Genomic DNA, 18940 nt, shown 5'->3' with positions numbered 1-18940 from the left:
TCCACGCTCAGGTCTGCCAGCGCCGCGTGGGGAGTCGGTGACCAACGCCCGCCTGGGGGTCATCTGTCACGAACGGAGTGCCGCGACGTACCACGGCCGGGCGATCGGCGGGGTACGGATCGAGAACCCGTTCCGGCGCTCACACCGTCGGCCGCGAGGGACCCAGCGCACACACGAGGTCAGCCGGCGAGCGCGAACAGGTGCCAGGCTTCGGGGATCCCCTTGAGCTGCTGTTCCCCGCGATCCTGGAACCGGAGTCCCGATCCGGCCACGAGGTCCTTGACGGTGCTCGAGACGAGGACGTCACCCGGGCCAGCGAGCGACGAGATGCGGGCGCCGATCGAGACCGCGATCCCGACGATCTTGCCGTCGCTGACTTCGCACTCGCCGGTGTGGAGGCCGGCCCGAACCTCGAGACCGAGCGCTCGCAGCGGATCGCGGAGGGCAGCGGCGGCGAGCACTGCCCTGGCGGGCCCATCGAATGCGGCGAAGAACCCATCGCCGGCGGTGTCGAGCTCCCGACCCTGGAACCGCGCGAGCTCGCGGCGGACGATCGCGTGATGCCGTTCCAACAGCTCGCGCCAGGCCGCGTCACCGAGCCGCGCGGCCAGCTCGGTCGAACCCACGATGTCGGTGAAGAGGATCGTCGCGAGCACGCGCTCCGACTGCTTGCGAGCCGTGAGGCGCGAGATGAAGCGCTCGGTGGCCTCCATCGTCGCCCGGTGGGCCTGGTCATCCACCCAGGTGTAGACGCCGCGGAGCTCCGGCAGCTCGACCACCTCGGATCCTCGGATCCGGGCCGCCGTGTAGTGCCCCGGGCCGGGCACCGCGGGCCTCGGCATGACGAGCGTCGGCACGCGTACCGCCGCGAGAACGTCGCGCACATCGAGCTCCATGGTGGTTCGGAAGGACGTCAAGGCAGCACCGGGACTCAGGCTGCGGCGCATGTGCCAGACGAACCAGTCGAGGAACTCGACGTCGTCCGCTACCTCCGGGGCCCACGCATGGGCAAGTTCGGCCAGGTAGTCTCGCGCTCCCCAACGCGCGCGCACCTCCGCCAGCTGATTGCGCCATTCGTCCTCGGTCGCCGCCCACGGGTAGTCGGACGAGCGGATCCCCTTCACTCTCGGGTCGAAGAGGACGAGGCCGGCACAGCGCTCGGGATAGGTCGCCGCGAAGAGCACCCCGATCCCGGTCGCGATGCCGCCGGTCCAGAGCACGGCGCGCTCCGACCCCACCGCATCCATGACGGCGCGGACGTCGTCCATCGTCGTCTCGAGCGACTGGACCTCGCGTACCCGATCGGACAGGCCGGTCCCGCGCCGGTCCAGCATGATGACGCGCCCGCACGATGCGAGTCCCTCGACGTGGCGGACGAGCAGTGGTTGCTCCCAGGTCGACAGCAGGTCTCCGGTGATCCCACGCAGGAAGACGACGTCCACCGGACCATGGCCGACCAGCTGGTAGGCGATGGCCACTTCGCCGCTTCGCGCGTACGAGACGTCCGGTGGCTTCACGGCCAGAGTCTGCTGTATCCGGCTGCACGATGTGCGACGCGCGGACTCCTGACGACGACCACAGGGCGGCGGAACCCTTGCCAAGGGTGTCCGCTGGGCGCGCCCGGAGGGCCGTGAGAACGCGCCGACAGCAACAGCCGTGGACGACGTGAAGCAGTTACTCGATCGTGGCGATGCACTCGATCTCGACCCGGCCGCCGAGGGCGAGGCCGGAGGCGCCAAATGCACTGCGGGCGGGGAGATTCGTTGGGAAGTGCTCGACGTAGACGCGGTTCATCGCCGCCCATTCCTGCATGTCGGCAAGCATCGCCGTGCACTTGACCACCCGATCCATCGATGAGCTGTGGCGCTCGAGCACGGACCGGATGTTGGCCAAGGCCTGGCGCGTCTCCGCCTCGATACCACCGGGCACCAACGCGCCGGTGCCGTCGATCCCCATGGCGCCCGACAGGTACAGCATCGGCACGAACCACGACCGTCGAGTGATCCGCTCGGGCCACTACACTTCGCCGTCATGAACCCCCGCCAGGACACCGCCACCACCGACTCGCTTGGCCACGCCATCCGGGCCATCCTGCCCTCTCTGGAGCGGTTCCTCGAATTCGAGGGACCAGATCCAGCCCGAGAACGGTCGCGCTGGCGACCGGCCCTCGATCGGCCCTTGCCGACCGCGGGCATCGGGCGCGACGCGACACTCGCCGAGCTCGCCGATCTCGTGGTCGCGAACGGCCTTCGGGTGGGACACCCCGGTTTCTCCGGCTGGGTGACCACGGGGCCCACGGATGTTGGGGCGGCGGCGGACCTGGCCCAGGCAGTTGCGGTACCGCAGCGCTGGTGGGCGAGCGCGGGCAATTTCGTGGACCACCTGGCGATGCGCTGGCTCATCGAGTTGCTCGGCTTCCCGGCGTCCTCGGTGGGGACGTTCACCTCCGGCGGTTCGACGGCGAACCTGATCGGTATCGGCGCGGCCCGCCAGCACGCCGGTGAGCGCCTGGGTCTCCGGCCGTCGCTGGACGGCATCGAGGGCATGGTCGAGCCAAGGGTCTACGCGAGCACGGAGACGCACCACGTGGTGGGGCGTGCCCTTGGCGTGCTCGGGATGGGGCGACGCAACCTGCGTGCCATCCCGCTCGACCGATCCGGCACGATCGACCTGGACCTCCTGCAGACCGCCCTCGATGAGGATCTGGCGGCCGGGTGCACGCAGGTCGCGGTCGTGGGGTGCGCGGGCGACGTCAACACGGGTCGCGTCGATCCCCTCCCGGAGCTTGCGCGGATCGCGCACGAGCGGGGCATCTGGCTGCACGTGGACGGAGCGTATGGCGGCTTCGGACTCCTCGACGATCGGGTGCGCAAGCGGTACGGCGACGTGGCGACGTACGACTCGTTCGCGATCGATCCGCACAAGTGGCTCGCGGCCCCGGTGGGCACGGGCGCTGCCATCGTCCGCGACGAGGGGATCCTGGGCCGTGCGTTCACGGTCGAGACCGGTGACTACGACCGCGAGCGCCAGGCCGAGACCGGGGAGGCCGACCCTGCGTCACCGTTCGATGAGCTGGGATATGGCACGCCCGACTGGGGTGTGGATTTCTCCTCCCCGGCTCGGGGTCTCGCGGTCTGGGCGATCCTCCGCGAGATCGGCGCGGACGGGATGCGGGAGCGGGTCGTCCGGCACGACGATTGCGCTCGGCGCGTGGCTGAGCGCGCGCGGTCGTCGACCGAGCTGGAACTGCTCGCGGAGCCGGTTCTCTCGATCTGCTGCTTCCGCTTCCGACCGGCGGCCTGGACCGACGAGGCGAGCCTCGATGCGCTGAACGAGGACGTGCTGCACGGCATCCGTGCACGCGGACGGGCGGTGACCTCGAGCACTCGAGTGGATGGTCGGTTGGCGATCCGACCGTGCTTCATCAACCCGCGCACCACCCTCGCCGACGCTGACGCCCTGGTCGATGAGGTGCTTGCGGTGGGTCGGGAGCTGGCGGCACGCGGCTGAGGTCGCGCAGGGCGTCGAGATCCGACGCGACGACCTTGCTTGCCAGCCGGGTCAGCCGTCTGACGGCGAAACCGCGGAGTCAGCGCGCTCGGCGAGGAGCCGCCGCACGACCGGAGCGATCCGATCGACCCAGGTCGCGTACTGCTCCCCCGATGGATGGAGGCCGTCCGCGGCGACGAGTGCCGGCTCCGCGGCGGCGCGCCTCGACAGGTCCACGACGTCGACCGCGGCGATCCCGCGCTCCGCGGCCGCCTCGCGGATGATCGCGTTGACCATCTCGATCCCCGCCCGCCGGCCGGCCGGTTCGCCGAAGTCAGCCCCGGCCGGCGTCACCGTGTAATCCGGCGTCGTGACGACGACGATCCTCGTGGGGGGAAGGCGCGCGAGGAGACCATCGAGGATGAGCCGGACGTTCCGGTCGTACTCGCCGGCGGGCACCCCGCGGACGACATCGTTGACGCCGACGAGGAGGCTGGCGAAGCCCGGCCGCGACTGCTCGAACCGCGGCAGCTCGCGGGCCACGACGTCGGCGCTCGTGGAGGCGTTGACGGCGAGATTCGCGACGAGGTCGAGGGCGCTCGCACCGTCAACGCCCGCATCCGCGAGGGCCGCCACGAGCCGATCCGGCCAGCGATCCACAACCGCCACGGAGGTCCCGATGGTGTACGAGTCGCCGAGCGCGACGTAGCGGAGTCTGGGTGGTCGCATCGCCGCAGTATGCGCACGGGCAGGCGCCGTGCGACCGGACGCAGGCCGGACTAGACTGCCCACGCATCGAGGCTGCCGTTCCGGGTTGCCGGGCGGGAAGGCCGCCGCTAGGATGCGCGGCAGTGGCCGTCCGAGCCGGACGGTCGATCGTCGAGCCGGCGCGATCCGTGGGCAGCAGCCCGAGGGGACGCCCGACACGCGACGTGTTGGAGGAGGAAGCATGCGCACCCGTTCCATGGGCCTCACCCTGTTCACGGGGCTGGCCCTCGTGGTCTCGGCCTGCAGTTCGGCCGCGACACCGACGCCGAGCGCGCCGGCGTCGGCAGCACCCACAGCCGCAGCGTCGGCCCCCGCATCGGCGTCGGCTCCCGCATCCAGCGCCCCGTCAGCGTCCACTGCAGCAAGCAAGTGGAAGGTCGGCGTGGTCACGGACATCGGGACCCTCGACGACAAGAACTTCAACCAGTTCTCGTTCGAGGGCGCCGAGAAGGGTGCCGCGGACATCGGTGCCGAGTCGCCGCCGGCGATCGTCCCGAAAGACGCCTCGCAGTACGCCGGCGACATCCAGAAATTCATCGACCAGCAGTACAACATCATCGTCACGGTCGGGTTCAACCTCGCCGGGCCGACGACCAAGGCCGCCAAGGCGAACCCGAACATCTGGTTCGTCGGCGTCGACCAGTCGCCGATCTGCGTCGACCCGTCCGGGAACCTCGACTCGACGTTCGCCTGCAAGGGCAACGCCGCGCAGCTCCTGCCGAACTACATCTCGCTGCAGTTCCAGGAGGACCAGGCGGGCTACCTCGCCGGGATCGTCGCCGCCTCGGTGAGCAAGACCGGGGTCATCGGCGCGATCGGCGGCACGACGCTCTGCGCGCCGTGCGTCCGGTACATCCAGGGCTACACGCTCGGGGCCCAGTCGGTCAACGCGAACATCCAGGTCAAGACCGCCTACGTCACCCACGATTTCTCGAACGCCGCGTTCAACGACCCGGTGACCGGCAAGTCGTTCGCCAACCAGTTCCTCAAGCAGAACGGCAACAAGATCGACGTCCTCTTCCAGGTCGCCGGCAAGACCGGCAACGGCGTCCTCGACGCCGCCTGCCAGGCCGGCATCTACGGGATCGGCGTCGACGTCGACCAGTGGCTGTCGTATCCGAACGCCGACAAGTGCATCATCACGAGCGCCGAGAAGCACCTCTCGACCGCCGTCGAGACCGCCATCAAGGCGATCGCCGGCGGGACCGCGAAGGCCGGCGACAACGTGTTCAACGCCGCGAACAACGGCATCGGTGTGTCGCCCTTCCACGACAAGGCGAGCCTCATCCCGGCCAGCGTCACCGACAAGATCACGGCCGCCCTGGCCGCGATGGCCGCCGGCACCCTGACCACCTGCCCGACGAACTGCGGCGCTCCGCCGAAGTGACCGTCGACCTCCGCTGAACCCGAGAGTGAGCGGGCCGCAACGCGGCCCGCTCACTCATTTCCTCCCGCGGCCCGGAATGAGGGCGGCATGACAGCACCGGATCCCGCGATCCTCGCCCCCGCCCTCGAGATGCGGGGCATCACCAAGCGCTATCCGGGCGTCGTCGCGAACGACGGCATCTCGCTCGAGCTGCGGCCCGGCGAGATCCATGCCCTCCTCGGTGAGAACGGGGCGGGCAAGACGACGCTCATGAACATCCTCTACGGGCTCGCCCGTCCGGATGAGGGCGAGATCCTCCTCGACGGCGTCCCGGTCCGCATCGCCGATCCCACGGACGCGATCGCCCGCGGCATCAACATGGTCCACCAGCACTTCATGCTCGTGCCGGTCCTCACGGTCACCGAGAACATCATGCTCGGCCAGGAATCGATGGCCAACCCCATCTTTCTCGACCGGGCGGACGCCCGACGGCGGATCGTGGAGCTCGGCCGACGGTTCGGCTTCGACATCGACCCGGACGCCCGCGTCGGCTCGCTCTCCGTCGGCGGGCAGCAGCGGGTCGAGATCCTCAAGGCGCTCTACCGCAACGCCCGGATCCTCGTCCTTGACGAGCCGACGGCCGTCCTCACCCCCCAGGAGACGGAGGAGATCTTCGCCGTCCTGCGGCGCCTCTCCGCCGAGGGCCACAGCATCGTCTTCATCTCGCACAAGCTGTACGAGGTGCTCGAGATCGCCGACCGGATCACCGTCATCCGACGTGGGCGGGTGGTCGGCGAACGGCGGCCGGCGGACACGGACGAGGACGAGCTCGCCGAGCTCATGGTCGGCCGCGAGGTGCAGCTCACCGTGGAGCGTGGGATCTCACGCCCCGCGGAGGTCGTCCTCCGCGTCGCCGGCCTCCATGTCCGCGACGAGCGCGGACAGGCAGCCGTCCGGGGCATCGATCTGGAGGTCCGGGCTGGCGAGATCCTCGGCATCGCCGGGGTCGCCGGGAACGGCCAGGATGAGCTCGTCGAGGCGCTCATCGGACTCCGTCGCGCGAGTGCCGGCACGGTCACGCTCGGCGGCACGGACATGACGGGACGGTCGCCCCGAAGGATGAACGAGGCGGGCGTCGCCTACGTCCCGGCCGACCGCCACCGGTTCGGGCTCGTCACCTCGTTCTCGATCGCCGACAACCTCGTCCTCACGTCGTACCATCGGCCACCCTTCGCCCACGGCCTCAGGCGGGACGACGCGGCGATCCACGCCGCGGCCGTCGCGAGCATCCGCGACTTCGACATCCGGACGCCGTCGGCGGACGTCACCGCCGGCACGCTCTCCGGCGGGAACCAGCAGAAGGTCGTCGTCGCCCGCGAGCTCGGTCGCGACCTCCGGCTCCTCGTCCTCGACCAGCCGACTCGCGGGCTCGACGTCGGGAGCATCGAGTTCATCCATCGCCAGGCCATCGCGAAACGGGACGCCGGCACCGCCATCCTCCTCGTCTCCGCCGAGCTCGACGAGATCCTCGAGCTGTCCGACCGGATCGGGGTCATGTATCGCGGCCGGATCGTCGCGACCCTGGACGGCCGAACGGCCGACAAGAACGAGGTGGGACTGCTCATGGCGACGGGGGGTGCTGATCGGGTGACGGGCGGAGCGGCCGGCGACACCATGGGGACGGTCGCATGAGCGCGCCCACCCGCAGACCGATCAGCCATGACCTTCGCATGGTTGCGGGCCGCGTCTGGGCGATCGCCGCCCTGCCGTTCGTCTCGATCCTCCTCGCGCTCGTCGTGGGCGCGGTCATCATCCTCGTCTCCGAGATCATCGTCCCGAAACAGACCTTCGACCTCGCGAAGCCGCTCGTCGCCTACCAGGCCCTGGCCGTCGGCGCGTTCGGCAGCTTCGACGCCGTCGTCGACACGCTCGTTCAGGCCGCGCCGCTCATTCTCGGCGGGCTGTCCGTCGCGATCGGGTTCAAGGCCGGGCTCTTCAACATCGGGGCGCAGGGCCAGTTCCTCATGGGCGCCCTCGGCACGGTCGCGGCAGGAGTCGCGGTGGCGGACGCGCCGCCGATCGTGGCGATCCCGATCGCCGTCCTCGCCGGGATCCTTGCCGGCGCACTCACCGGGTTCATCCCCGGAATCCTCAAGGCGCTCTCCGGCGCCCACGAGGTCGTCACGACGATCATGCTCAACTACATCGCCGCGGACGTCCTCGCGGCCCTCGTCAGCGGGCCGCTCAAGGTCCCGAACTCCCCGTCGCCGGTGACGTACGACGTCGGGAACGCGGCGTTCCCGATCATCCTCGGCCGCGACGGGCACCTCGGAATCGTCCTCGCGATCCTCGCCATCTTCCTCATCTGGTGGCTCCTCTACCGGACGACCCGCGGCTTCGAGATCCGGGCTGTCGGCGCGAACCCGGACGCCGCCCGGTACGCGGGGATGCGGCCGCGGATCATCGTCGTGGCGACGATGACGATGTGCGGCGCTCTCGCCGGGCTGGCCGGCGGGAGTGTCATCCTCGGCGTCACCCACCAGATGACGTCGAGCTTCGGCACGACGGTCGGTTTCGACTCGATCGCGGTGGCCCTGCTCGCCCGCTCGGATCCGTTCGGGATCTTCTTCGCCGCCCTCCTCTTCGGGGCGATGCGTTCCGGCGCCGGACTCATGCAGATCGAGGCCGGCATCCCCGTCGAGCTCGTCGACGTCCTCCAGGCGACGATTCTCCTGTTCCTCGTCGCGAGCCCGGTCCTGCGCCGGCTCTTCCGACTCCGCGGGGTCCGATCCGGACTCGGCAGCTCGGACACGATCGCCCGGACCTACGGCGGCGAGGCGGTCCGCTGATGGACGGCCTCATCACCGCGCTCTACGCCATCCCGGCCCTCGGCCTCGTCTTCCAGCTCGGCGGCTACTTCGTCGCCCAGCTCCCGCCCCTTGCGCCGATCATCCTCGGTTCGGCGGCCCCGCTCGCCTTCGGCGCCCTCTGCGGCGTCATGTGCGAGCGGTCCGGCGTCGTCAACATCGGCATCGAGGGGATCATGCTCGCGAGCGCGTTCACCGGCTGGATCGTCGGGGTCGCCATCGCACCCGTCATCGGCGGCTCCCCGAGCGACTTCTTCGGCGTGACCGCACCGCTGCTCATCGCCCTCGCCGCCGCGATCCTCGTCGCCGTCCTCATCTCGCTCGTCCACGCCTGGCTCTCGATCACCGTCCGGGCGGACCAGATCATCAGCGGCACGATCATCAACATCGCGGCGTTCGGCGTGACCGGGTACCTCAACACGCTCATCTCCCAGAGCTCGCCGACGAGCGCCGGGAGCTTCGTCCCGTTCATCCCGCCGGCGAGCGTCGCGAACATCCCGGTGATCGGCTGGATCCTCGAGATGTTCCTCAACCAGGGCCCGATCGCGATGTCCCTGCTCGTCTTCGTCATCGTCGTCCAGGTCATGCTCTACCGGTCGCGCTGGGGACTCCGGACGCGGGCCGTCGGGGAACACCCGAAGGCAGCCGAAACGGTCGGCATCGACGTCGTCCGGGTCCGCTATCGGAACGTGCTCATCGGCGGCGTCTTCGCCGGCCTCGGCGGGGCGTACCTCAGCATGGAGGCGACGAATTCGTTCCAGGCCGGGATGACCGCAGGCCGCGGCTTCATCGCCCTCGCCGCGATGATCGTGGGACGCTGGACCCCGCTCGGCGCCCTCGGCGCGGCGCTCCTCTTCTCGACCTTCGAATCGGTCGGGCAGTCGATCACGATCTCGCCGCCGAGCGGCCAGCTCGGCGACCTCATGTCCGCCCTCCCGCCGCAGCTGTACGACGCGCTGCCGTACATCATCACGATCATCGTCCTCGCCGGACTCATCGGGCGGAGCATCCCGCCGGCAGCGGACGGCCAGCCGTACGAGCGCGAGGCGGCGTCCTGAACCACCCACCGGACCCGGATCGGGGTCCGCGCCGAGCCCCACGATGACCGCCGAGGAGCGGGCGCGCGCCCGCGCGATGCTCGACCTCGAGGAAGGACGGGGGCCGGTGCCGGTCCTCGACGAGCGGGCGATCGCCGAGCTCCTCCGCTCGACCCGGCGGATCGCCGTCGTCGGCGCGTCCGCCGATCCGAGCCGCCCCTCGCACGGCGTCCTCCGCTATCTCATCGAGTCCGGGTTCGACTGCGTCCCGGTCAATCCGAACGCGGGGCAGATCCTCGGCCGCACCGCGTTCGCGTCGGTCCGCGATGCGGCGGCCGCGACCGGCGGGTTCGACATCATCGACGTCTTCCGACGCTCGGAGCTGTGCGTGCCGCACGCCGAGGAGGCGGTCGCCATCGGCGCCCGCTGCCTGTGGCTCCAGCTCGGTGTCGTCGACTGGGATGCGGCGCGGATCGCTGCCGAGGGTGGGCTCGCGGTCGTCATGAACCGCTGCACGGCGATCGAGCATCGCCGCATCCGGGGAGCGTGACGGACGGTTCAGCGGAAGAGCAGGCCGACCACGACGGCGCCGACGCCGGCGACGAACACGAGCCCGCCGAGGCGTGCCTGCCGGAGGAGGATCTCCATCGCGACGGATGCTCCGGTCCGCCCGTCGTCGCGAACGCCGCCGCGCCACGCCTCGTAGCGGGCGACGTTCTCGTCCTGCGACTTGAGCGCGCGGTACCGCGACCACGGGCCCCGTGCCTGACCGACGCCGACGACGATGAGGACGACTCCGGCGATGAGGAGCACCAGACCCAATGCGCTCATCCGGCGATCCGCTCCAGCTCCTCGATCAGGAGGGCGCGGACGCGTTCGGCGTGGGCCTGGCCGCCGGTTTCCTTCATCACCTTCCCGACGAGGAACCCGACCGTCGGGCGCCCGGCGCGATGGTCGGTGACGGCCTTCGGGTTCGCCGCGAGGACCGCTGCGACCAGAGATCGCAGGGTGTCGTCGTCCGAGATCCGGCGGAGACCCCGCGCCCCCACGATCACCGCCATGGCCTGCCCGCTGGCGAGATGCGTCCCAAAGACCTCCTTTGCGTTCTGCAGCGTGATCTGTTCTGCGATCTGGAGCTTGATGAGGCCCGCCAGTTCGGCGCCGAGGTTGACCGGATCGAGGAAGACGGCGTCCTGGTCGGTGGAGTACTTCCGGGCGAGCCGGAGGTATTCGCCGCTGACCCAGTTCGCGGCCTGCTTGGCCGGGACCTCCGCCGTGACGAGCACGTCGAACAGCGCCACCGCTCGCGGATCGGCGACGATCACGGCCGCGTCGTACGACGAGAGACCAAGCGTCTCCACGTAGCGCCGGCGGCGAGCGGCCGGCAGTTCCGGAAGGGCGGCGCGGAGGGAGTCGAGCCAGGCCGGATCGACCCGCAGTGGCGGCAGGTCCGGCTCGGGGAAGTAGCGGTAGTCGTGCGAGTCCTCCTTCGAGCGCATGACGTACGTCACACCGCGACCATCGTCCCAGCCACGCGTCTCCTGGGCAAGGACCTCACCCGCGTCGAGGGCGCCCGCCTGCCGCTCGATCTCGTGGGCGATGGCGCGCTCGACCGCCCGGAACGAGTTCATGTTCTTCACCTCGGTCCGGGTCCCGAATGGCTCGCTGCCGACGGGCCGGAGCGAGACGTTCGCCTCGACCCGCATCTGGCCGCGTTCCATGTCCGCGTCGGACACGCCGATCGCCCGGAGGAGCAGCTGCAGTTCCTCCGCATACCGGCGCGCCTGCTCGGCGGTCCGGATGTCCGGCTCGGTGACGATCTCCATGAGGGGCACGCCGGATCGGTTGAAGTCGACGAGGCTCACCCGCTCGCCGGTCGCGGTCGTCGCATGGACGAGCTTCGCCGTGTCCTCCTCGAGGTGAGCCCGCTGGATGCCGACCACGATCGGTCCGCCGGACGTCTCGATCGCCAGCCGGCCGGCGGCGGCGAGCGGGAGGTCGAACTGGCTGATCTGGTAGCCCTTGGGGAGGTCCGGGTAGAAGTAGTTCTTGCGGTCCCAGCGCGTCGCCGGCGGCGTCGTCGCCCCGATCGCGAGCCCGGTCGTGAGGACGTGCGCGACGGCCTGCCGATTGATCGTCGGGAGCGCTCCCGGCAGGCCGAGGCAGACCGGGCACGTGTGGGTGTTCGGCGGTGCCCCGTCGTACGCACTCGAGCACGCGCAGAACATCTTGCTCGCGGTCCGGAGCTGGCAGTGGACCTCGATGCCGATGACCGCCTCCCAGCGGGCGCCAGCGGAGGGCGCAGCCGGCGGTGCGCTCTGGGCGCCGGTCATCGAGCGTTCCCGCGCTGCCGTTCGACGAAGCCGCCGATCCGTCGGAGGGCCTCCTCGAGCTGCTCGTACGACGTCGCGTAGCAGGCCCGGACATGGCCGACGCCGGACGGGCCGAAGGCACTCCCCGGGACGACCGCGACATGCTCCTCGGCGAGGAGCCGCTCGGCGAACGCGTCTCCGTCGAGGCCGGTCGAGGCGACCTCGGGGAAGGCATAGAACGCGCCGCGGGGCTCGAACGTCCGAAGCCCGATCGCATTGAAGCCGTCCACGACGAGCCGCCGACGACGGTCGTATTCGGCGAGCATCGCCTCGACGTCGCGCTCCCCGTCGGTGAGCGCCCGGAGCGCCGCGTCCTGGGCGGTCGTCGGGGCCGACATGATGGCGTACTGGTGGACCTTGACGATCCCCTCGAGGATCCGTGCCGGGGCGCAGAGCCAGCCGACCCGCCAGCCGGTCATCGCGTACGCCTTGCTGAAGCCACCCATGAGAATCGTCCGCTCGCGCATCCCCGGCAGGGCGCTCATCGCCCGGTGACGATACGTCCCGTAGGCAAGCCGGTCGTAGATCTCGTCCGAGTAGACGAGCAGGTCGTGGCGGACGGTGATCGCGGCGAGCGCGTCCTGGGCCGCCTCCGGCAGGACCGCCCCCGTCGGATTGCACGGGTAGCCGAGGAAGAGCGCCTTCGTCCGCGGCGTGATCGCCGCCTCGACCGCTGCCGGATCGAGGGCGAAGTCGTCCTCGAGGCGGGTGGCGACGGACCGCACGACGCCGCCGGCGAAGGTGATCGCCGGGACGTACGCGACGTAGGAGGGCTCGTGGAGGATGACCTCGTCGCCCGGGTCGCAGGTTGCCCGCAGGGCGAGGTCGACGGCCTCCGACGCACCGACGGTGATGAGGATCTCGGTCGCCGGGTCGTAGCGGACGCCGTAGCGGCGATCGAGGTGATCGGCGAGTGCCCGACGGAGTTCGAACGTCCCGTAGTTGCTCGTGTAGTGGGTCCGGCCGCGGCGGAGACTGTCGATCCCGGCCTGCACGATGTGCTCCGGCGTGTCGAAGTCCGGCTCGCCCACGCCGAGGCTGATGACGTCGTCCATCGTGGCGAGGATGTCGAAGAAGCGCCGGATCCCGGACGGCGGCACGGAGCGGACGCGGTCGGCGAGGGCGCGCTCAGCGAGTGGCGGGCGGTTCGCTGGCGGGCTCGTCGGGAGCGCGGTCGTCCGGACCGGGCTCGTCATCGGGCGGTCCCGACTCGGGCCGCGGCGGCTCGCTCGGCCGGCGTGGGGCCGGACGGGTCGTCCGCGAGGGCGAGTTCGGCCGGCTCGAGCGAGCGCCACGTGGCGTCCGCGGTGACGGCCTCGTACCCACGCACGATGCGGAGCAGGTCGAGCTCGGACCAGGCCGGGCCGATGAGCTGGAGCCCGACCGGCAGGCCGTCCGAAAGGCCGCACGGGATGGAGACACCGGGCAGCCCCGCCATGTTCACCGGCAGGGTGCAGGCGTCGGACAGGTACATCGCCACGGGGTCGGCGAGCTTCGCCCCGAAGCGGAACGCCGGAGTCGGCGACGTGGGCGCCACCAGGGCGTCGATGCCGGACGCGAAGGCGAGATCGAAGTCGCGCTTGATGAGGGTCCGGACCTTCTGGGCCTTGAGGTAGAAGGCGTCGTAGTAGCCCGCCGAAAGGGCATACGTCCCGAGCATGATTCGCCGCTTGACCTCCGCGCCGAAGCCGGCCCCCCGGGTTGCGACGTAGTCGGCGAGGACGTCGCCGCCTCGGCGGGAGAACCCGTAGCGGATCCCGTCATAGCGGGCGAGATTGGCGGACGCCTCGGCCGGCGCCACGATGTAGTACGTCGCGAGGCCGTAGTCCGTGTGCGGCAGGCTCACGTCCTCGATCGTCGCCCCGGCGGCCTCGAGCGCCGCCACCGCCTCGCGGATCCGCCGCTCGGAGCCGGGCTCCATCCCGGCCACGAAGTACTCGCGGGGCAGGCCGAACCTCCTGCCGCGGAGGGTCGCCGCCGCCTCGTCGTCCGAGGCCGGCAGGTGCAGCAGGTCGTCCGGGACGGGAACGGGCGCCGAGGTGGCGTCGCGCTCGTCCCGGCCGGCGACGGCGTGGAGGAGCATCGCCGCGTCGCGGGCGTCGCGGGCGAACGGCCCGATCTGGTCGAGCGAGCTCGCGAAGGCGATGATGCCGTAGCGCGAGACCCGGCCGTACGTCGGCTTCATCCCGACGATCCCGGTCAACGCCGCCGGCTGGCGGATCGAACCGCCCGTGTCCGTCCCGATCGCGAGCGGGGCGTGATACGCGGCGACGGTGACCGCCGAACCACCGCTGCTGCCGCCGGGCACGGCGTCGAGGCGCCACGGATTGCTCACCGGCCCGAACGCGCTGTGCTCGTTCGAGGATCCCATCGCGAACTCGTCCATGTTCGTCTTGCCGAGGACGACCGCTCCGGCCTCCCGAAGCCGCTCCGTGATGTGCGCGTCATACGGGGCGCGATAGCCCTCGAGGATCCGCGACCCCGCCGTCGCCTGACCGCCCTTCAGCGAGACAAGGTCCTTGAGCGCGACGGGGACCCCGAGGAGCGGCGGCAACGCGGCCACGGCGTCCGGACCGCTGCGTCGCGCGGCATCGAGGCGGACGTCCGCCGCATCCGCCTCGCCGAGCGCCCGCTCCCGGTCGATGGATAGCCAGGCGTTGAGGGCGTGATTCTGTCGCTCGGCATTGGCCAGGTGCGCCTCGGCGATCTCGCGGGCGCGGAACGCTCCGGCCCGCAGCAGCGCCGTCATCTCGTGGGCGTGGAGGCGCGTTGGATCGTCGTTCCCGTCCATCCGCCCGGGATCGGTCACTCGCCGATGATCGCCGGCACGACGATGAAGTCGCCGTCGCGGCGGGGCGCGTTCGCGAGCGCCGTCGGGGCGTCGAGGGACGGTCGCGCGACGTCGTCGCGGAGGATGCTCTCGAGCTCGATCGTCTGCGCCGTCGGTGCGATGTCGTCCGTGTCGAGCTCGGCGAGCTTCGCGTACTGGTCGAGGATGTGGTTCAGCTGGCCCTCGAGACGGGCGAGCTCATCCTCCTCCAGGCCGAGACGGGCGAGGTGGGCGACATGGACGACGTCCGCCCTGGTGAGTGCCATGGCCCCGATGATACCGGACGTCGTGCCGACGATGACCCGATGGTCTCGCACCGATGACCAGATCGGGTGATGTCCCGAGCGCACCGGGGCGGCCATCCTCACCGTGCCCCGAGCGCATCCCCATCGTTGGAGACGACCCGCCCGATGATCGCGACCGCCTGTCTTCAATGCGGGACGCCAGCCGTGTCCGCGGCGGCGACCTTCTGCCGCCGCTGCGGCACGCCGTATGGTGACCCTCCGCGCGCCGACGTCGAGCTGCCGTCCTGCCACATCTGCTACCGGACGGTAGACGACGACGGTCGGCTCGCGAGCCTCGATCGGGTCGGCCTGCGGATGGATCTCCAGGGTCACCTCGCCGAGCACGACCGCCATCCGGTCGGCGACGACGAATGGCTCGAGGGCCTCCGCCAGGGTGATCGGATCCGCGTCGGTCGATGGACGGCCAGCTTCGATGCCGTTCGCCGCTACCTCGTGACCGGGATCGTCGACGGTGGTCGGCGGCGGATGCTCGAGCACGATGCGATCGTGACCGCGATGACCCAGCTTCGACGCTGGGGCGCGTCCGGCGAGATCCTCGGCGATCAGCCGGAATGGGCGGCGGCGCGGGCCGCCGTGAGCGAGCTCATGGAGCGATATCACCGTCGTCGCTGACGGGTGACGGCGAGGGTCCGGGCTCGCCGAGCAGCCGGACGAACGCCGCCTCGTCGAGGATCGTGACGCCGAGCTCCTCCGCTCGCGCGAGCTTCGATCCCGCGTTCTCGCCGGCCACCACGTAGTCCGTCTTCCTCGAGACCGACCCGCTGGGGCGACCGCCGGCCGCGCGGACCGCCGCCTCCGCCGCGGCGCGATCGAATCCCGCGAGCGAGCCCGTCACGACGACCGTTCGCCCGGCGAGGGGCGCGCTCGACGGCACGCCGGCGCGGACGACGGGATCGGAGGGACGCTCCGCCTCGACACCCGCCGCGACGAGCTCGCCGAGCACGCCCGCCGACACCGGATCGGCGAGGTACCGGGCGATCCCATCGGCGACGACCGCGCCGACACCCGGAACCTCCTCGAACGCGGACGGCTCCTCGTTCGCCCGCCGACGGAGCTCGGCGGCGACGCGCGCCGTCCAGCCACCAGGGCCACCCATCGGCTCGTCCGCGGCCGGCGGCAGCCGTGCCACGAGCCAGTCCGAGAGATCGATCGCCGTCTGCTCGCCGACGCCGGGGATCCCGAGTGCGTTGAGGATGCGGGCGAGCGGCCGCCGGCGCGAGCGTTCGATCGCCGCGACGAGGTTCTCCGCGCTCTTCCGGGCGAACCGCTCGAGCGTCTCGATGTCCTCGACCGTGAGCCGGTAGAAGTCGCCCCGCGTCCGGACCATGCCGCGCTGGAGGAGCTGCTCGAGCACGGCCCACCCGGCCCCGTCGATGTCCATCCCGCCGCGACCGGCGAAATGAGCGAACTCCTGGGCGACGCGCGCCGGACAGACGGGATTCGGGCAGTACGTCCGGACGGCCCCGGTATCGCGGACGACCGGTGTCGCACACACCGGACAGGACTCCGGGAGCTCGAAGATCCGCTCGGCTCCGGTCCGCCGCTCGACGACCGGGCCGACCACCTCCGGGATGACGTCACCGGCCTTCTGGAGGACGACCGTGTCCCCGATCCGGATGTCCTTGCGGCGAACCTCGTCGAAGTTGTGGAGGGTCGCCCGCGCGACGGTTGAGCCGGCGACGACGACCGGCCGGAGGTGCGCGACCGGGGTGAGCGTCCCGGTCCGCCCGACGTACGGCACGATGTCCTCCACGACGGTGGTCACCCGCTCCGGCGGGAACTTGAAGGCGATCGCCCAGCGGGGCGCCCGGCTCACCATGCCGAGGCGGGCCTGCTGGTCGTACCGGTCCACCTTGACGACGACGCCGTCCGTCTCGTACGGCAGCGCGTGTCGCGCCTCGCGCCAGCGTTCCGTGTAGGAGATGACGCCCTCCATGTCGAGGTCGGCGACATACGCCGGATCGACGGGCAGGCCGAGCGCGACGAGCCGGGCGAGCGCGGCGGACTGGCTCGCGATCGGCTCGTTCGTGGCACCGCCGGTCGAGGGCAAAGCCGTCGCTGGCAGATCTTCGACGAGCTGATAGAACCAGGCCGAGAGGCGGCGCGCCGCGGTGACCGCCGGGTCCTGCTGGCGGAGCGATCCCGCCCCGCTGTTGCGGGGGTTCGCGTAGAGCGGGAGTTCGGCCTCATCGCGCTCCGCATTGATGCGGGCGAACTCGGCCTTCGGCATGTACACCTCGCCCCGTGCCTCGAGCGAGACCGGTTCGCGGAGGCTGGCCGGAATCACCGCGATCGTCCGAAGGTTCGCCGTGACGTCTTCGCCGGTCGTGCCATCGCCGCGCGTCGCACCGCGGACGAACCGGCCGTCATCGAAGCGGATGCTGATCGCGAGGCCGTCGATCTTCAGCTCCGCGACGTAGCGCAGATCCGGCACCGCCTCCGGGGCTGCGCCCAGGCCCAGGCCGCGCCGGACGCGGACATCGAACGCCCGGAGCTCGTCGTGGCTGAACGCGTTGGCGAGCGAGAGCATCGGACGCTCGTGGCGGACCTTCGCGAACGTGCTCGCTCCGGGACTGCCGCCGACCCGCTGCGTCGGCGAGTCGGCCGTCCGAAGGTCCGGCTGCGCTGCCTCGAGCGCGACGAGCTCGCGGAACAGGGCGTCGTATGCCGCATCCGCGAGCTCCGGCGCGTCATCCTCGTAGTACTGGCGGTCTGCCTGCCGGATCGCCGTCACGAGCTCGGCATGGCGCGCCCGTGCCGCCGGCTGGTCCAGCGCGGCCGCCGCCTCGACGAGCGCCGGATCGACCGGCAGACCGCTCACCGGACGCGATCACGCGCGATGGCGTCGACCGTCGGTGTACCGAGCAGGGCCAGGGTGGTCTCGAACTCCTCGCGGAACAGCGCGAGGAGGCGCGCGACGCCCGCCTCACCACCCGCGGCGAGGGCCCACAGGACGGGCCGGCCGACGAGGACGCCGCGCGCCCCGAGCGCGCGGGCGATCGCGAGATCCGATCCGCGCCGGACCCCGCCATCCACGTACACCTCGATCCGACCGCCGACCGCGGCGACGATCCCCTCGAGGACGTCGAGTGCGGGCGCGACCCGATCGAGCTGCCGGGCGCCGTGGTTCGAGACGACGATCGCGTCGGCGCCGCTCTCGACCGCCCGCAGCGCGTCCTCCGGCTCGAGGATGCCCTTGAGGACCAGCGGGAGCCCGGTCCACGACCGGATCTCCGCCACGTCCTCCCAGACGAGGCCGACATGGCGCTGCCCACCGAGGACGCCGTAGCCGTCCGTCGCTGTCGCACCGCTCGTCACCTGGGCCACCCGGTTCGGGAAGTTCCCAAGCGGCACGTCGAGCCGGAATCCGTTCCGGCGGTCGCGCTCGCGAGAGCCGAGGACCGGCAGGTCGACGGTGAGGACGATCGCCCGGTACCCGGCCGCGGCGGCCCGTTCGACGAGTGTTCGGGCGAACGCACGATCACCCTGGACGTAGAGCTGGAACCATCGGATGCCCGTCGGAGCGGCCCGGGAGACCTCCTCGATCGATCGAGTCGCCATCGTCGAGAGGACGAACAGGATGCCGGCCGCGGCGGCGGCCCGTGCGGTGGCGAGTTCGGCGTCCGGATGCGCGAGGCCGTGGGCCGCGATCGGGGCGATGGCGAGCGGGAGGGCGGCCGTATCGCCGAGGAACGTCGTCGTGGTGTCGAGGGCGCGCACGTCGACGAGGACCCGCGGGCGGAGGATCCGACGGCGCCAGGAGGCGAGGTTCTCGGCCAGCGTGAGCTCATCGCCAGCGCCGCCGGCGATGTAGTCGAATGCCGCCCGAGCCATGAGGGAACGGGCGATCGACTCGAAATCGGCGACCGCGACGACGTCGTCGAGGATCGGTCGGGCGGACACGGC

17 protein-coding genes are annotated in these 18940 nt (G+C 71.1%); 7 read left to right on the top strand and 10 right to left on the bottom strand.

The window, feature by feature from the left end; all coding sequences use genetic code 11:
* Nucleotides 1–179: 179 nt before the first annotated feature.
* Both IVW53_08710 and IVW53_08705 read right to left on the bottom strand, forming a co-directional pair.
* Nucleotides 180–1517, bottom strand: coding sequence for an adenylate/guanylate cyclase domain-containing protein (locus IVW53_08710; protein MBF6605645.1), 1338 nt, complete (start codon nucleotides 1515–1517; stop codon nucleotides 180–182).
* A gap of 157 nt (nucleotides 1518–1674) precedes the next feature.
* Nucleotides 1675–1977, bottom strand: a complete 303-nt coding sequence (locus IVW53_08705) for a RidA family protein (GenBank protein MBF6605644.1) — start codon at nucleotides 1975–1977, stop codon at nucleotides 1675–1677.
* 54 nt (nucleotides 1978–2031) lie between these two features.
* Between IVW53_08705 and IVW53_08700 the strand changes: the two genes are divergently transcribed.
* The gene (locus IVW53_08700; protein ID MBF6605643.1) at nucleotides 2032–3510 is read left to right on the top strand and encodes an aspartate aminotransferase family protein; all 1479 of its coding nucleotides are present in this window, start codon (nucleotides 2032–2034) and stop codon (nucleotides 3508–3510) included.
* Between the two features lie 51 nt (nucleotides 3511–3561).
* On the opposite strand, the gene IVW53_08695 is transcribed toward IVW53_08700, so the two are convergent.
* Nucleotides 3562–4218 (bottom strand): hypothetical protein, encoded by a 657-nt coding sequence (locus tag IVW53_08695; protein ID MBF6605642.1) that lies wholly within the window; start codon nucleotides 4216–4218, stop codon nucleotides 3562–3564.
* A 220-nt stretch (nucleotides 4219–4438) separates the two neighbouring features.
* Here IVW53_08695 and IVW53_08690 point away from each other — a divergent pair, with 220 nt between their 5' ends.
* From IVW53_08690 to IVW53_08670, 5 genes are all read left to right on the top strand, one after another.
* Complete coding sequence (locus IVW53_08690; protein ID MBF6605641.1) at nucleotides 4439–5644, top strand: BMP family ABC transporter substrate-binding protein; 1206 nt, start codon at nucleotides 4439–4441, stop codon at nucleotides 5642–5644.
* An 87-nt stretch (nucleotides 5645–5731) separates the two neighbouring features.
* A complete protein-coding gene (locus IVW53_08685) occupies nucleotides 5732–7315 on the top strand; it encodes an ABC transporter ATP-binding protein (GenBank protein ID MBF6605640.1) in 1584 nt (527 codons plus the stop codon).
* On the top strand, nucleotides 7312–8472 hold the full coding sequence (locus IVW53_08680) for an ABC transporter permease (protein ID MBF6605639.1): 1161 nt from the start codon (nucleotides 7312–7314) through the stop codon (nucleotides 8470–8472). The genes IVW53_08685 and IVW53_08680 overlap by 4 nt, the downstream gene beginning before the upstream one ends.
* On the top strand, nucleotides 8472–9548 hold the full coding sequence (locus IVW53_08675; protein ID MBF6605638.1) for an ABC transporter permease: 1077 nt from the start codon (nucleotides 8472–8474) through the stop codon (nucleotides 9546–9548). Before IVW53_08680 ends, IVW53_08675 begins: the two co-directional genes overlap by 1 nt.
* A gap of 76 nt (nucleotides 9549–9624) precedes the next feature.
* Nucleotides 9625–10077 carry a CoA-binding protein gene (locus IVW53_08670; GenBank protein ID MBF6605637.1) on the top strand — a complete coding sequence of 151 codons (453 nt, stop codon included), beginning with the start codon at nucleotides 9625–9627 and terminating at the stop codon, nucleotides 10075–10077.
* Between the two features lie 8 nt (nucleotides 10078–10085).
* Here the strand turns inward: IVW53_08670 and IVW53_08665 are convergent, their stop codons facing one another.
* Genes IVW53_08665 through gatC form a run of 5 tightly spaced genes read right to left on the bottom strand, consistent with a single transcriptional unit; the run spans nucleotide 10086 to nucleotide 14995 of the window.
* The gene (locus IVW53_08665; protein MBF6605636.1) at nucleotides 10086–10358 is read right to left on the bottom strand and encodes a hypothetical protein; all 273 of its coding nucleotides are present in this window, start codon (nucleotides 10356–10358) and stop codon (nucleotides 10086–10088) included.
* Entirely contained in the window at nucleotides 10355–11860 is a 1506-nt protein-coding gene (gene gatB, locus IVW53_08660; protein MBF6605635.1) for an Asp-tRNA(Asn)/Glu-tRNA(Gln) amidotransferase subunit GatB, read from the bottom strand. The genes IVW53_08665 and gatB overlap by 4 nt, the downstream gene beginning before the upstream one ends.
* Nucleotides 11857–13095 (bottom strand): aminotransferase class I/II-fold pyridoxal phosphate-dependent enzyme, encoded by a 1239-nt coding sequence (locus tag IVW53_08655; protein MBF6605634.1) that lies wholly within the window; start codon nucleotides 13093–13095, stop codon nucleotides 11857–11859. Before IVW53_08655 ends, gatB begins: the two co-directional genes overlap by 4 nt.
* The gene (gatA, locus tag IVW53_08650; GenBank protein ID MBF6605633.1) at nucleotides 13092–14648 is read right to left on the bottom strand and encodes an Asp-tRNA(Asn)/Glu-tRNA(Gln) amidotransferase subunit GatA; all 1557 of its coding nucleotides are present in this window, start codon (nucleotides 14646–14648) and stop codon (nucleotides 13092–13094) included. Before gatA ends, IVW53_08655 begins: the two co-directional genes overlap by 4 nt.
* A 56-nt stretch (nucleotides 14649–14704) precedes the next feature.
* Nucleotides 14705–14995, bottom strand: coding sequence for an Asp-tRNA(Asn)/Glu-tRNA(Gln) amidotransferase subunit GatC (gatC, locus tag IVW53_08645; protein MBF6605632.1), 291 nt, complete (start codon nucleotides 14993–14995; stop codon nucleotides 14705–14707).
* 144 nt (nucleotides 14996–15139) lie between these two features.
* Between gatC and IVW53_08640 the strand changes: the two genes are divergently transcribed.
* A complete protein-coding gene (locus tag IVW53_08640) occupies nucleotides 15140–15646 on the top strand; it encodes a hypothetical protein (protein ID MBF6605631.1) in 507 nt (168 codons plus the stop codon).
* On the opposite strand, the gene ligA is transcribed toward IVW53_08640, so the two are convergent.
* Nucleotides 15618–17807 (bottom strand): NAD-dependent DNA ligase LigA, encoded by a 2190-nt coding sequence (gene ligA, locus IVW53_08635; GenBank protein ID MBF6605630.1) that lies wholly within the window; start codon nucleotides 17805–17807, stop codon nucleotides 15618–15620. The two genes, IVW53_08640 and ligA, sit on opposite strands and share 29 nt — an antisense overlap.
* 44 nt (nucleotides 17808–17851) lie before the next feature.
* Nucleotides 17852–18868, bottom strand: a complete 1017-nt coding sequence (locus IVW53_08630) for an alpha-hydroxy-acid oxidizing protein (GenBank protein ID MBF6605629.1) — start codon at nucleotides 18866–18868, stop codon at nucleotides 17852–17854.
* Between the last annotated feature and the right edge of the window lie 72 nt (nucleotides 18869–18940).

The organism is Chloroflexota bacterium (assembly GCA_015478725.1).
Classification (GTDB): domain Bacteria; phylum Chloroflexota; class Limnocylindria; order Limnocylindrales; family CSP1-4; genus C-114.
This window is presented reverse-complemented; position numbering and strand designations above follow the sequence as displayed.

Bases quoted from the DNA above. Each gene is read 5' to 3' on its own strand.
- IVW53_08705 (MBF6605644.1), bottom strand. From the start codon at position 1,977: ATGCTGTACCTGTCGGGCGCCATGGGGATCGACGGCACCGGCGCGTTG.
- IVW53_08700 (MBF6605643.1), top strand. From the start codon at position 2,032: ATGAACCCCCGCCAGGACACCGCCACCACCGACTCGCTTGGCCACGCC.
- IVW53_08695 (MBF6605642.1), bottom strand. From the start codon at position 4,218: ATGCGACCACCCAGACTCCGCTACGTCGCGCTCGGCGACTCGTACACC.
- IVW53_08690 (MBF6605641.1), top strand. From the start codon at position 4,439: ATGCGCACCCGTTCCATGGGCCTCACCCTGTTCACGGGGCTGGCCCTC.
- IVW53_08685 (MBF6605640.1), top strand. From the start codon at position 5,732: ATGACAGCACCGGATCCCGCGATCCTCGCCCCCGCCCTCGAGATGCGG.
- IVW53_08680 (MBF6605639.1), top strand. From the start codon at position 7,312: ATGAGCGCGCCCACCCGCAGACCGATCAGCCATGACCTTCGCATGGTT.
- IVW53_08675 (MBF6605638.1), top strand. From the start codon at position 8,472: ATGGACGGCCTCATCACCGCGCTCTACGCCATCCCGGCCCTCGGCCTC.
- IVW53_08670 (MBF6605637.1), top strand. From the start codon at position 9,625: ATGCTCGACCTCGAGGAAGGACGGGGGCCGGTGCCGGTCCTCGACGAG.
- IVW53_08665 (MBF6605636.1), bottom strand. From the start codon at position 10,358: ATGAGCGCATTGGGTCTGGTGCTCCTCATCGCCGGAGTCGTCCTCATC.
- gatB (MBF6605635.1), bottom strand. From the start codon at position 11,860: ATGACCGGCGCCCAGAGCGCACCGCCGGCTGCGCCCTCCGCTGGCGCC.
- IVW53_08655 (MBF6605634.1), bottom strand. From the start codon at position 13,095: ATGACGAGCCCGGTCCGGACGACCGCGCTCCCGACGAGCCCGCCAGCG.
- gatA (MBF6605633.1), bottom strand. From the start codon at position 14,648: ATGACGGCGCTGCTGCGGGCCGGAGCGTTCCGCGCCCGCGAGATCGCC.
- gatC (MBF6605632.1), bottom strand. From the start codon at position 14,995: ATGGCACTCACCAGGGCGGACGTCGTCCATGTCGCCCACCTCGCCCGT.
- IVW53_08640 (MBF6605631.1), top strand. From the start codon at position 15,140: ATGATCGCGACCGCCTGTCTTCAATGCGGGACGCCAGCCGTGTCCGCG.
- IVW53_08630 (MBF6605629.1), bottom strand. From the start codon at position 18,868: ATGGCTCGGGCGGCATTCGACTACATCGCCGGCGGCGCTGGCGATGAG.